10 protein-coding genes and 1 pseudogene are annotated in these 12,427 nt (G+C 56.9%); 2 read left to right on the forward strand and 9 right to left on the reverse strand.

The window, feature by feature from the left end; translation table 11 throughout:
- Nucleotides 1–494: 494 nt before the first annotated feature.
- The 3 genes from X735_RS161495 to X735_RS161485 are packed head-to-tail and all read right to left on the reverse strand — an operon-like array spanning nucleotide 495 to nucleotide 2,173.
- On the reverse strand, nucleotides 495–1,673 hold the full coding sequence (locus tag X735_RS161495; protein WP_023708020.1) for a ThiF family adenylyltransferase: 1,179 nt from the start codon (nucleotides 1,671–1,673) through the stop codon (nucleotides 495–497).
- On the reverse strand, nucleotides 1,648–1,917 hold the full coding sequence (locus tag X735_RS161490; protein WP_031212482.1) for a multiubiquitin domain-containing protein: 270 nt from the start codon (nucleotides 1,915–1,917) through the stop codon (nucleotides 1,648–1,650). Before X735_RS161490 ends, X735_RS161495 begins: the two co-directional genes overlap by 26 nt.
- A 16-nt stretch (nucleotides 1,918–1,933) precedes the next feature.
- On the reverse strand, nucleotides 1,934–2,173 hold the full coding sequence (locus tag X735_RS161485) for a DUF2188 domain-containing protein (protein WP_023809285.1): 240 nt from the start codon (nucleotides 2,171–2,173) through the stop codon (nucleotides 1,934–1,936).
- A gap of 134 nt (nucleotides 2,174–2,307) precedes the next feature.
- On the opposite strand from X735_RS161485, the gene X735_RS161480 reads away from it, so the two are divergent.
- Nucleotides 2,308–2,628, forward strand: a complete 321-nt coding sequence (locus tag X735_RS161480; RefSeq protein WP_023708023.1) for a helix-turn-helix transcriptional regulator — start codon at nucleotides 2,308–2,310, stop codon at nucleotides 2,626–2,628.
- A 132-nt stretch (nucleotides 2,629–2,760) separates the two neighbouring features.
- Here X735_RS161480 and X735_RS1000000168570 read toward each other — a convergent pair whose 3' ends face one another.
- The 4 genes and pseudogenes from X735_RS1000000168570 to X735_RS161470 all read right to left on the reverse strand — a co-directional run bounded on the left by X735_RS1000000168570 (nucleotide 2,761) and on the right by X735_RS161470 (nucleotide 7,157).
- Nucleotides 2,761–2,958, reverse strand: coding sequence for a hypothetical protein (locus X735_RS1000000168570; RefSeq protein ID WP_023809286.1), 198 nt, complete (start codon nucleotides 2,956–2,958; stop codon nucleotides 2,761–2,763).
- Nucleotides 2,945–4,261 (reverse strand): hypothetical protein, encoded by a 1,317-nt coding sequence (locus X735_RS161475; protein WP_023809287.1) that lies wholly within the window; start codon nucleotides 4,259–4,261, stop codon nucleotides 2,945–2,947. Before X735_RS161475 ends, X735_RS1000000168570 begins: the two co-directional genes overlap by 14 nt.
- A 383-nt stretch (nucleotides 4,262–4,644) precedes the next feature.
- Nucleotides 4,645–5,195, reverse strand: a pseudogene (locus X735_RS1000000167115) (tyrosine-type recombinase/integrase).
- A gap of 351 nt (nucleotides 5,196–5,546) precedes the next feature.
- Entirely contained in the window at nucleotides 5,547–7,157 is a 1,611-nt protein-coding gene (locus tag X735_RS161470; protein WP_023809288.1) for a hypothetical protein, read from the reverse strand.
- A gap of 491 nt (nucleotides 7,158–7,648) precedes the next feature.
- Between X735_RS161470 and X735_RS161465 the strand changes: the two genes are divergently transcribed.
- The gene (locus X735_RS161465) at nucleotides 7,649–8,626 is read left to right on the forward strand and encodes a ThiF family adenylyltransferase (protein ID WP_023809289.1); all 978 of its coding nucleotides are present in this window, start codon (nucleotides 7,649–7,651) and stop codon (nucleotides 8,624–8,626) included.
- Nucleotides 8,627–8,826: 200 nt separating this feature from the next.
- Here X735_RS161465 and X735_RS161460 read toward each other — a convergent pair whose 3' ends face one another.
- Together X735_RS161460 and X735_RS161455 are read right to left on the reverse strand one after the other, a co-directional pair.
- Nucleotides 8,827–10,242, reverse strand: coding sequence for a mannose-1-phosphate guanylyltransferase/mannose-6-phosphate isomerase (locus tag X735_RS161460; RefSeq protein WP_023809290.1), 1,416 nt, complete (start codon nucleotides 10,240–10,242; stop codon nucleotides 8,827–8,829).
- A 240-nt stretch (nucleotides 10,243–10,482) separates the two neighbouring features.
- A complete protein-coding gene (locus X735_RS161455; protein ID WP_023711832.1) occupies nucleotides 10,483–11,469 on the reverse strand; it encodes a nodulation protein NodZ in 987 nt (328 codons plus the stop codon).
- Between the last annotated feature and the right edge of the window lie 958 nt (nucleotides 11,470–12,427).

Below are 12,427 nucleotides of genomic sequence, written 5' to 3' on the forward strand. Positions count from 1 at the left end.
AAAGCCGCCCTCGTCACGGTCTGTCCGTACGAAAAGTACCGGCACGATGAGAGCCTCAGTGCGAAAGAAAAATGTCACACTGAGGCTCACCGAAGGTGGGCTATAACCCGAACAGACGCCGGACAAGCTGCCATATACTTGCGAAGAAGCCAGGCAGTGGCCTATGGGCCTCATAGTAGGCCTGCCTACGCCTTTCATCCCTCAGCATGCCTGTAACCGTCTGGGCGGCGGTCATTTTGGGCTCCCACAAGATCCGTCCGTCGCGGATGATGTAGTGGGAATTACAGGGAAGTTGCCCGCTGCCTATTGACGGCTGTAGTGACGGCCGGCCGCCACGTTCGGTAAACCGCCATTCCGCAGGTCCGAGAGGTATAGCCACTTTGCAGCCGCAGCCGCAGGCGCACAGGTGCACCGCAACCTGGTATTCATCGGACACATACAGGACGCCTTTATCAAGCTCCTTGGGCACGAAATGGACCTTTTGAAGCCGGATATCATTCATGGCGCGTCTCGACGAAAAAGCGTGGCATGGTTGTGTCCATCAAGATGTGGTAGGCTGGATGGTCCTCGACGTAAAAACCCCGGTATTGTTTGTATCGGATTACCGCGATGCAGGCATTCATCGCGTTCAACTCGGATATCTGTATGTTGGTGCGATATTCATCGCCGGGCTGATCAGCGGTCTCGGATAGAGCCTTGGCCCTGATCTCTTCGGCGTCGTCAGGCAGATAGACTGTTGCGCGCAGCATGCCTGCCAGCGCAGACTGCTGGCGGTTCAAACCCAAGCCGACGTCGATGAAGGGAATCTTCAGGCCGATGAGCAGGTCGAAAACTCCGGCGCGGGCCGACCCCTTATCGACGCAGACGAAGGCGAAGGTGACGCCTTGCAACTCCTCAGTTGACGATTGGTCGATGAATTTCCTTTCAAGTTTCAACCCGCTCCGGAAGTTGCCATAGCGATCTTGATACAGGTCGGCCTTGGCCCGCTTGAAATCGTCTTCCTGAAGCCGGCCGGGAGATCGGTAGGCGTTGTGGACGTGGAACACGTCGGCGTCGAAACCGCGGATTTCGCGCACATTCGTCTTGACCATGAAGTCAAGCACATAGGCACCGGTCCCACCGAGCCCGATGATTGCGACCACCTCATCTTTGAACCGCGCCGCCAAATCGCCAATCTCCGCGCGGCTAGTTAACGTGTCCTGATAGGTGAAGACACTATCTGCGACCACATCGTGGTCGACCGCGAACGTGAGGGGTGTCGCTTGCGGGTAGCGGCTCACGGCCGGACCGGACAGCAGAGCTACGTAGTGCTGGATTTTCTCAAAGAAATCCGGGAAACCGGTTGGCGGTTTGTTCGAGAACGAGCGCTCAACCAACACGTCATCTCTGGTCAGGGCCAAGGTTCTCGGGCCACCGCCCAGGTTCGGGATCGGCCGCCCGTCGGCCTCATGGGGAACCCCACCGGCGAAGAAGACCTGATGGTCGTCTTGCTGGACCTTTTCAGCGTCGACGAAGACAAGCTTAGTCACAAAAGCGCCCGTGCACAGCTCCAGTTGCGCGTTGAGGTAGGGAATGTCGCGGACAACCAAATATCCGCTGTCAAACCGGAGCGCGAAGCCCCGGTCGAGCAGCCGTTTTATGTCGGGATTATGATTCGCTAGTGCGATTAACACGGAACGCCATCCCATCCTTTGCCTTGACGGTGCCTCCGGGGGAGAGGATTCCATCTCGGTCGTTGTGGCCCCGGGTGTAGGTGACCGAATAAGTCGCGCCCGGATTTTGGGGATAGTCCGGATAAGCATGGGTAACGACCTCGACATAAGTCAGTTCGTCTTTTTTCGGCACCTCGTGCGGCGTGCCGTTGACCACGATCGTGATCGTCTCGTCGTGGCCCTTGTTATCATCTTCCTGCGCCATTGTGCTGTCCTTTCGCTTAGCCGCGCGGCGGATTGGGGTCGTGGCCGTGGCTATCGCTCTGCGCGATCTTGCCGTCCCGGTTGTGAATCTTGAGCTCGGTCGATTGGTTGCGGCTGACGCCGCGGCCGAAGTCTACCGCCTCTTTCTTGCTGTCGAAGTGACCGGACGACCGCTGGCCTCCGCCCCTCTTCACGTCCCAGCCGCCATCGTGGTTGGGAACCACATGATGCGTACCGATGGTCTTGTGTGACGCCATATCTTGTATCCTTTCGTTGGTTTCGGTATGGGAAGTACGTCTACTCCGAACAGGTATGCCGTCTCGCATATCGATTGTCAAGCACTCTCTGTGCTGCTACTCTGAACAGAGGAAAACGACAGAAAGAGGCAATCGTGACCACGCCGCTCGGCAACAAGATTCGCGCGCTGCGCAAAGATAAGGGCTACACGCTGGACAGGCTTGCGGAGCTCGCTGACTCCAGCAAGAGCTATATCTGGGAGCTTGAGAACAAGGAGCCGCCACGACCGTCCGGCGACAAAATCAGCAAGATCGCTACGGCGCTCGGCGTCACCACCGATTATTTCCTGACCGACGATGTCGAATTGGAGGATGCTGCAGATCAGGCGTTCTACAGGGAGTACAGAGCGCAGCGGCCGAAGACCAAGGCACGCCTGCGCCAGATGTTCGCGGTCATAAAGGACGATGAGCAGTAAGCGGCGCCCAAACGCTGCGGCAATTGCAATTGCGGCGCTTCTCAACGCGGGGTTTCGCCCCCGATGTTCGGCGGGTCGCCTGAGAGTGCTCGGGCCGCCGTTTCCGAAACGATGACCTGTTTCCGGGCGAACTCAGCTTCTGTGGTTGCCAGAACCATGTGATTTAAGCGTGGCCCGTATCTTGGAGGACCCTTTGAAGACGTCGCGAATCTCCTTTTGCGTATCCGCGATGCTGCGGGCCAGCTTTTCCGGCAAAGGCTCAGGTGCCAGGCCCTGCCTCTCCTCTTCACGATTGATCAGACGCTTGAATGCAGAATTACGCTTCATCATCGCGGCTCTCTGTCATCATCAGATTTGATCGAACGCGGTGCACGTATCGAAGGTTCAACTCGGGCTCGAAATAATGTTTCCGCTTCACCCATATGAAGCCGTCGGCCCGCGAAATGACCGCGACATCGATCGGGCCACCAACGGTCTGCATGCCACGCGAGACATGACGTTTCAATGACGTCAGGTTAACGAGGGCCTCCGCCATAGAGGCCAGCTCGGACTTTGGCATGAATTCGACCATGTCCTCAATCTCCTTGCGGGATTGTGAACGGATTTCCTCAAATTCCTCCTCACGCAACCTTTTGTTGAAGGCTGTCTCGGCCTCGCCAGCTTGCCGGATCAGTAGCCGCCGCTCCGCCTCGGGCATATCCAGTTGAGCAATGATATCTTTCGAGATGCTTGAAATCGTGTTGTTCACGAAGGTCGTTATGTGTCTCTCGATACCCTCATCAAGGCCGTACAGGAACCGTTCCACCATTTCCCTCTGCGCAAACGGCAGGACACGCGACCGCTCGCCGTCGCGATCGATGTCGACAAAGTTGGTCCGGGCGTATTTTAACTTTCCGAACACCACGCCGTCGATTTCGAAGGAGATCAGCGAAGGAAAAAGGTCCCTAGACCCGAACCCGGCGATGACGATGCCCGTTTGCGAGCCCGTCCTGGTCTCGCTCAGAACCGCGCGCTTGGCCAAAGCGACGACGCGATCGGTAAAACCCCGGTCGTCCGCACGCATAAAGTTCTGTTCAACGATCTCGCGGATTTGAGCTTCACGACCTTTTGTAATCCTCGGAGCGGAACCGCCGATGAACCTGGCGGGCTTGACGCGCCGGTAGATCTGCTCGAACGTCGCCAGCACGAGATCAACAATTCTGTTGAGTTCGGTCTCCAGATGCATGCTTTTCTTGAAGTCCTTCAGCAGACGTTCAAGCCTTGTCGTGATGCGCTCGTTGATCTGGCGGATCAACGGCATGAGGATTGATTCGACCGCGGCTGTCTGGACCTTCGCTGAGGCATCGTTTCCCCACGCGTTGAGATATGTCAAGAAATCCAGTGCCGCATCTTGCAATCGCGGGAAGGACTTGCAGTCGCGTCGATAGTCGCTGATCAGAATCTGTAACGGCGCCTGCATGAACTGCATGCCGTTGTAAATCATGACCCCGATAGGGTCCCGATGGGACAAATCGAAGAGCTTTTCGGCGGAATCGTAGGTTTTTTCCTCGACATCACCCGCCGAAATCGTGACAGCGCTATCAGCGGCCAAAGCCACTGCGGATTTATTTAGGATGGCGATTTCCGCTGTCATGGCGCTACAGCGTCAATTGGCGTCATGTTGAAAAATGCCGAAGCCGGATCGGCTTCAGACTGAAAACGTGCCCCCATCAAAAGCCGCCCACTCCCCATAATTCGGCTCGATTCTTTTGTGAGATTACGCGGCTTTGCCGGCAAGGGAAGTGATTACTTCACTATTCTTCAACAAAATTGTGGGGCCAAGCTGTGCCAACGAGCCTTAGCGCGACCCTAGAGTAATACAAGGCCCCGGACGGCCGCGTATCGAATTGAACTCGGCGAATGGCAGGTTTCAGAAACCATGCTGCCGCACTCGAACGACCGAGTTGAGGCGCAAAGCCGCTGGACCTAACACGAAGCGATGACGACCCCGCGCGACCCACGCGTGGTCGTCCACTTTCAGATTTCAGTTCCCTCGGCCAGCGTCGGTGCATCCTCGACGTCGACGCCGAGATACCGGACGGTGTTCTCAATCTTGGTGTGGCCGAGCAGAATTTGAATTGCTCGGAGATTCCCGGTGGCCTTATAGATGATGGAGGCCTTGGTACGACGAAGCGAGTGGTGCCATAATCCTCACGGCGGAGGCCAACCGCCGAAACCCATTCATCGACCAAGCGCGCATACTGCCTGGTACTCAAATGGCCAGCATGATCGACCCGACTGGGAAAGGCAAAATCGTCGCCCGTTCCACATCTATGTTCGAGCCATGCGAGTAGGCTTGCTCGCGCGTCTGCCATCAGTTCGAATTGAACTGGCCTCCCAGTCTTCTGCTGCACAACCATGGCCCGGGTCCGAATCTCAGCGCCACTCACTAGCGCGCCAATCTTGAGCTTCACCAAGTCGCAACCACGCAACTTGCTATCGATCGCAAGGTCGAACAGCGCTCGGTCCCGTGATCGACCTTCGCGGTCGAGAAAGAACCGGATTTCCCAGATTTGACGAACCTTCAGAGGTCGTTTGACGCCTACTCTCTTGCCTGCATTCCAAGCGGGACGGCCTTGTCCGGCGAGGTCATACTACGAATGTCCCATATCGTTTCTCCTCAGGCCACTATTGGCCAGGGCACAAAGATTCAGGAGGGCGGCCGAAAGCGGACAGGCAGTTTTCAAGAACCGCCCTGCGAAAGCAGACGTTTAGGTCGGCCGGTGTGATGTCTGGGTCTGGCCCGAACCCGACGCTCGTCCACGGCGCAAACGGCCGCGCCTCATTACGGATATTTCGGGCAAGCGACACCTAGAGTCTGGTTTCTACCCACAGCGGACACAAGAACTCGCGACGTTCGGGGAGAGGAAGCTTGGTTTTTAATAATTCTTTAATGCCGCAGGACACGTAGTAAGTTCATTTACCTGCTTTCGTGTAATGTTCGGTGTGTTAATAGTTAACTTTTTCCTCTGAAGATTTAATACGGATATCTGGCCAGGTTTATTGGTCGATTTCGTTCCAATGTACTTTATATCTACGCCCGCTCTCATGAGTGAAAACGCTACCTTTTTTAGATCTGCAATGCGCGTATTTGGTCCGCAGATTAAGGCATTTGACAAAGTTTTCGTATGTTCTAGACCGACATAGTCAAGTTTAGTGTACTCGATCGAATTCTTCTCAAAGGCGTCTATTACTCTCTTTCGATCGGCAGGCTTTTCGTAGTAGGCGACTAGCTTATCACCAGTGTCCGGCCTTGCATCTTCTGGCGGCGGCTGGGAGGCTTCGGTAGCCGCGTCGCCGTAGGTAACCGTAGAAACAAACGGAGGGTCGTCTCCGACATAGGTGAGCACTACAGTAGGCCTTTCCTTCTTGATGTGACGTTCCTTGCCTAACGTCCAGGTCAGAACCCACTTGTTGTCCAAAATGGGTATTGCCTCCGTTTTAGGGAGTTTTGAGGTTTGCGCGATGATGGCATTCACCTGGCCTTCCACCGACTGCGGGTCAACTTGACTCCACTTTCCTATGTAGTTGTCGGGGTCAATCTCGCTGGTATCGATCCTCGGCTTGCCCGTTTCATCGTATAGGATCTTCCCCTTAGCATCCCGTGCCCATGTCGTATTTGACAAGCAGTCGACGTCGCGAGCCGAGATACATTGCGCGATTTCATATGCGTCATTGGCTTCCGGAGAATACGCCTTCAGCTTTTCAGTTCCTCCTTGGACAAGCACTGCGCCCGCTGACTTCAGGAATCCATCTTTGATCGCTTGCTCGTCACCACCGGCAGCGGCAACTGCGACACCACCTGCGGCGCCGGCCATGGCAGCCTTCTTAATGATCTCGCCGGCGGTACCGGTCGGCATCTGACCGATTGATGAGCCAGTCTGGGAGGTTACTGCAGCCAACAGTCCGGCGCGTAGTGCCATGTCAGCGTTGCCCGTTTGGCGATAGGTCGACCAGGCGGCATATGCGGCGGCACCGGCGGGCCCGCCGTAAGCGGCTGCCGCTGTGGCGGCAGCGGCACTGATCACCTTGCTCTCTTGGGTTGCTTTAGCGAAGTTCTCTTCGCCGGACTTGAGGGGGTCCATGCCGAGCCCCCACATGGCGTCGACAACTTTTCCGTCTTCAAATCGCTTAGCAGCTTTATTTAGGGCTTCGAAATCAGCCTTGGCTTGATTTTCTACAAAGTGCTTCGTCGCCTCGCCGGCATCAACAGCATCATCAAAGCTGCGCTTTCCCTGCTCACCGACGTCGCGCCACGCCTTGACATAAGTCGCGGCCACGTCGCCTGCTGCTTTGTGGGTCGTGGTGATAGCATCCTCGCCGGCCTGTTGAACCGTCGCAAAGACGTCTCCATTGGCTTGCTGCAATGTCCGGACCGTGTCGCCGGCAGCTTTTTGGATGGTCGTCAGCGTGTCGCCTCCGAGCTGCTGGACTGTGCGCGTTGCGTCCTCGCCGAGCTCGTCGACTTTCTCTTGGATCGACGGAGGCAACGGAACTGGCGAATCCGGAACCAGCGAGCTAGGCTTCGTGGTGCCAGGAATGGGGACCGGGATAACGCAGCCAATTCGCGGCACGCATCCGCAGGCGCCAAAGACGCAACGTTCGTCGTTACAGTCCGGACAACTAGCAGCCGCTGGCGTTGCGAATAACACCGGCAGGAGAGTGATGAACACGATCCAAAAGCGGCAAGCAGACCACATAAGCGATCTCCCTATTTATCATTTGCGCTTGAGCATACGGTGTTAACGGCTCTGGAAACTCCATAATGTCCTGAAAGATATCCAAGTGCAATAGAGGCACAATTTTTATCACCTTCGTTGGAGTCGGGATCTCTGTAATTTCCGCGTGGTCCCGAGATACATCCCAGGCGAATAGAGAGTGGGTAAAAGTGGGGAAGGCGCAGACGCTCGCCCGTTTTATTGTAGATCTCCTGCTAGTGCGCCTAGACGTCCATTTCGCTTGATCTGCGGTTGGAGGCGTTATGGAACGTGACAGGCAGTCTGCTCTAGGTGAAACGCACCTCATTGGGCTCGGCGCGATAGGCCATAGCTCGCTCTGGGCGCTGGCGAGGCAATCCGGTCTGTCCGGGCGCCTGCATGTAGTTGATCACGAAGCTATCGAACTCTCAAACCTGCAGCGCTACGTGTTGGCAGGTCAGGCGGAGGTCGGCCTCTCTAAGGCGGCCCTAGCAACCCACGCCCTTCGGTCCACCCCCCTTGAGGTCGAGGCGCACCCTATGAAGTGGGCAGAATATGTTGCGCGCCGGGGCGACTGGGTATTCGACCGAGTGGGTGTGGCGCTTGACACCGCCGCCGACCGTCTAGCTGTCCAAGGTGCTCTGCCCCGATGGATCGCGAACGCCTGGACTCAGGAGCAAGATCTAGGCATCTCGCGGCACGGTTTCGATGACGGCCAGGCTTGCCTTTGCTGCATGTACATGCCGACCGGGAAATCCAAGGACGAACACCAACTGGTCGCGGAGGAACTCGGAATACCGGAAGCACACGAGGAGGTAAAAACGCTCCTGCAGACCAATACCGGAGTCCCCAATGAGTTCGTAGCTCGGGTGGCTACGGCGATGGCTGTGCCGTTTGAGCCGCTCGCCGCGTTTGTTGGCCAGCCCCTCCGTTCCTTTTATCAGCAGGTTATCTGCGGCGGCCTGGTGTTCCAGCTTAGCGATGGAAGTCGTCTCGTTCGAACCGTGGTTCCGATGGCCTTTCAATCAGCGCTTGCCGGGATCATGCTTGCCGCAGACCTGGTCAAGCACAGTGCGGGTTTTCCGATGAGTCCGACGACCAGCACTCGCGTGAATCTACTGCGCCGCCTTGGTTCTCACCTCCATGATCCGAAAGCCAAAGATTCCAGTGGCCGCTGCATCTGCAGCGATGAGGATTTCATTGCCGCCTACAGGCTGAAATACGGCTGTGCCGTTGAACAGCTGAGCAACGGGTCCGCCTAAAAAGATCTGAAGTCTTCGTTACCGCGGACGGCGCGCTGTCAAGCGCTCACCGATGTTTTCGACCACGATCGAGTGCCTGATGAGAGTGCGGGGCGGATACTATGACACGCTCGGCCCGCTGCTTGCCAATGTCAGGCCCAGAACCCACGACAGAGATCCTTGAGCGACGGCTCGCCGTTTAACGTTTTTTGTACTGTTATCTACGTTCGGCCATATTCGTCGTCGAAGCGAACGATATCATCCTCGGCGAGATAATCGCCGCTCTGCACTTCAATGATAACCAGGTCAATTCTGCCTGGGTTCTCGAGCCGATGCTTATGGCCGCAGGGGATGTAAGTAGATTCGTTTGTCCCCAGGAACAACTCCTGCTCGCCATTGACGATTTTGGCGGAGCCGCTGACCACGACCCAGTGCTCCGAACGATGATAGTGCATCTGCAGGCTCAACTGGCGACCGGGCTTCACCTCGATGCGTTTGATCTTGAAGCGCTCGCCTTCCTCCAGAACCGTATAGGTACCCCAGGGCCGGTGTACCGTGCTATGGACCAGATGAGCTTCATGTCCCGAAGCCTTGAGGCCCTCGAAGAGCTTCTTAACGTCCTGAACGCGGTCGCGGGATGTGACAAGCAAAGCGTCCGGGGAATCCACGATCACCAGATCGCTTACGCCCACCGTGCCGATGACGCGCTTGTCGGAGCTCACATAGGTGCCGGTCGTGTCGACCATGTGCACATCGCCGCGTATCCTGTTCCCGCTTTCGTCGGGGGCGATCAAATCGGCCATTGCGTTCCAAGATCCGATGTCGTTCCAATCCATGTCGCAGGGAATCACGGCAAGTCTGTTAGTCTTCTCCATGACAGCGTGGTCGAGCGAGATTCGCGGCGCGGAACCGAAATGCTCAGGCGCGAGTTCGATTTTGGCAAAGCCTTGGCATTGACTGGCGCGGCCGTTCTCATAGCTGTCGGCGACGGCCTGGAGCACCTCGGGACAATGCAAAACCATCTCGTCGAGCATGGTTTGCGCACTGAAGCAGAAGATGCCGGCGTTCCAGAAGAAGCGTTGAGACGCGACATAGGCTTTGGCTGTATCCAGATCCGGTTTTTCAACGAAACGGACGACGTTCTCACCATCTGCTTCGATGTAGCCGAATGCGGTGTCCGGTCTGGTTGGGGTGATGCCCAATGTGGCGATCCGCCCGAGCTTCGCATGTTCCATGGCCAGGCCCATGACGTCTAAAAACGCAGGCAGGTTGCTAATCAGGTGATCGGCCGGGAAGACGCACAGGATCGCGTCAGGGCCTTGCGTTGCCCTCGCATGGATCGCGGCTGCAGCCACGGCGGCGGCCGTATCCCGAGCTTCGGGCTCGAGCAGAAAGGTGCGTGGCAGGACCACGGAATCCAGTTCGTCAAATTCGTCCTTGGTCAGGAAGAGGTGGTCCCCGGATGTCACAGCGACGAGTTCCACGACACCTTCTATCGAAGCGGCGCGCAGCACAGTCTGCTGAATGAGAGAATATCCATCCGCCACTTTGAGGAAAGGTTTGGGGTGCGATTGCCTTGAGGCGGGCCATAGCCGCGATCCGGCTCCGCCGCTGATGATCACGGGAATGACTTTCATAACCAACCTCAATTTCGTCTCTGGAGTGATCGCCCGCGTTCTTTCGAGCGTCAGCGTCACGATCGCCGTCGCTCTGGCTTGTCTGCGGCCCCCGCGTAACAGCGAAGTTACGGCGCGTTGCAGGCGGCGTCAGATGACGACGCTATCGATAATGTACGACGCCTCCACTGGCGTCGGTGAGAAATGCGCATTCAACTATGCCTGTTGGTTGCGTCTGCCGAATTGCGCAGGTGGCGGGTCTTAACTGAGATCAGAGACTTGGCTGCCTTCTATCAAAGTCAAACGACTTGGCTCTTTCAGATCGAATTCAATTACCCGTGGTGCGAAAAGGCGTGCATATCGTGTAAAGGCGCTCGTCGGGGGAAACCGAATTACGGTATCGCAGCGCCCGAGAAGATACATCTCAACGAGGGCGGAAATTCCGCCGTCAATCCCGAGTGCTGCAGTGTGTAAGGGGCCACCTTGATTGGATCCGAAGTGCTTCGGGACAGTGAGCAGATCGGGAAACCTGGCCGACAGAAGATCCAGTATGCGCGCGCTGTCCGTGCATAAGAACAGCCGCACAGGCCTGGGGTGCGGTAACGCCTTAGCCTTGTCAATTGCAGCGCACACTTGCCGAACGGCGAGCTCCGGATCGGCCCAGTAGGGCGCATGCTCCATGATGTCTTCACCGTTACCGTGCCGAACATGAATCCCGATGATGCTGTGCCCCTCAAAACATTCCTGATAAATGGCATCTATGCGGGCTTGAATTTCTGGCCGAGGCTGGACACTCTGGAACACCTGCCGCTCTGCATCCTCATCGCACCGCCACATCAGACAAGCGTCACACACTACTGTGTTCGCTTCGACATCGTGTTCGGCCTGAAAGAGCTCGCCCAACTCATCGCGCTCTTGGAAAATCTGCTCATCTGGCCGGTAAAGGCACTCGATCGCCGGCCTGTTCCACCACTCCGGGAAGAATGGACCAGGGAAGGAAACGTCGTTGATCCGGTCGTCGGAAATAGCCGGCACGCCAGCGATGTCATTGATCGGCTGGAAGAACACCGGAAACGCATTTGTGAAGGGTTGGTCGAGGTAGCAGGCCCCCCGCCAGTCGATGACTAGAGTTCGTCCCGACCGCTGCGCGTAGCGCCAAGCGGCCGCCAATGACCACAGACAATCACCGAACCCCGTACGCCTCCGAGAGACGACGAACCGGCGCTTTTCCAATCCACTAACATGCATTTTCGGAAATCTCGTTCAGAGAGGAGGTTGCCCGGTTTGGTATCCTTAGTCGACACGTAGACCCTGACGCCGGGCGCTTGGCAGAGGCCGGGCCATAGGGCAGAAGAGCTCACTCAGCACTGCCCACTAATCCCGTGACGCTCGCACAGCTTGAAGCCGATGCCCTCGCTTCCGGTTCAGCCTTCTCTACTGGGCCTCCGCGGCATATGTAAAATCTATTGAGTGGATGCCGGCCATCCATGTGTTGGATGCCATGATGAAGGGGCTCGGCTGACGCGGGCCCGGCCAATAGAGCCGAAACAGCCGGGAAACGCTGCGACACTGCCTGCCGGAGCAAATCGTTCCGTCGACGCCATACGCCAAGGGTGCAAGGCTGCATACAGCAACCGGTACCGGGCGAGATGAAGTCGACAGCTCGACGCGCCTGGAACCAGCTGATCGACAGAATCTGCAGTCTGCTCCCAAAGTTCTGCACGACCTGTGCCGGATGCTGTGGTGAGGGCTCGCGGCCACGAACGTTGTCCTCGCCCCGAACGGAAGCTCGCGCCTACGACTCCGGGCCGGCGATGATGCGCCCCCGCTGCTCGGTCAGACCATCCATTCTGTGGATGCACTTTATCCAAACAATCGATTTCACTGATCCAAACAATTCCCATTAGAAGACGCTGAAGCAAGAAAGAAAGGCGTCCTCACTCACTGATGGATGAGCAAATCAGCTGCAAGGTGCTGAGAGTACATGTCGCTCAGCGTGAGCTGAGCGGCACTCAGACCGCATGTACGAAGCCGACAGGTTAGCGGCGCAACTCTATTTTGCTGTGCCTCCAAGCAAGAGGTGTGCTCGGCTGGCGGACTGTCAATGACGAGCTTCGCGCCGCATCTGTCGAAGTGCTCCATAGCGCACGGGGCTGGCCGCACATTGTGTCGGCGTGGCGAGCCGGAGCCGAAACTTTAAACTTTA

Source organism: Mesorhizobium sp. L2C084A000 (assembly GCF_000502875.1).
Classification (GTDB): Bacteria; Pseudomonadota; Alphaproteobacteria; order Rhizobiales; family Rhizobiaceae; genus Mesorhizobium.

Excerpts from the sequence above, each read along its gene's own strand:
- X735_RS161460 (WP_023809290.1), bottom strand. The coding sequence starts at position 10,242 with ATGAAAGTCATTCCCGTGATCATCAGCGGCGGAGCCGGATCGCGGCTA.
- X735_RS161455 (WP_023711832.1), bottom strand. The coding sequence starts at position 11,469 with ATGCATGTTAGTGGATTGGAAAAGCGCCGGTTCGTCGTCTCTCGGAGG.
- X735_RS161490 (WP_031212482.1), bottom strand. The coding sequence starts at position 1,917 with ATGGCGCAGGAAGATGATAACAAGGGCCACGACGAGACGATCACGATC.
- X735_RS161465 (WP_023809289.1), top strand. The coding sequence starts at position 7,649 with ATGGAACGTGACAGGCAGTCTGCTCTAGGTGAAACGCACCTCATTGGG.
- X735_RS161475 (WP_023809287.1), bottom strand. The coding sequence starts at position 4,261 with ATGACAGCGGAAATCGCCATCCTAAATAAATCCGCAGTGGCTTTGGCC.
- X735_RS1000000168570 (WP_023809286.1), bottom strand. The coding sequence starts at position 2,958 with ATGATGAAGCGTAATTCTGCATTCAAGCGTCTGATCAATCGTGAAGAG.
- X735_RS161485 (WP_023809285.1), bottom strand. The coding sequence starts at position 2,173 with ATGGCGTCACACAAGACCATCGGTACGCATCATGTGGTTCCCAACCAC.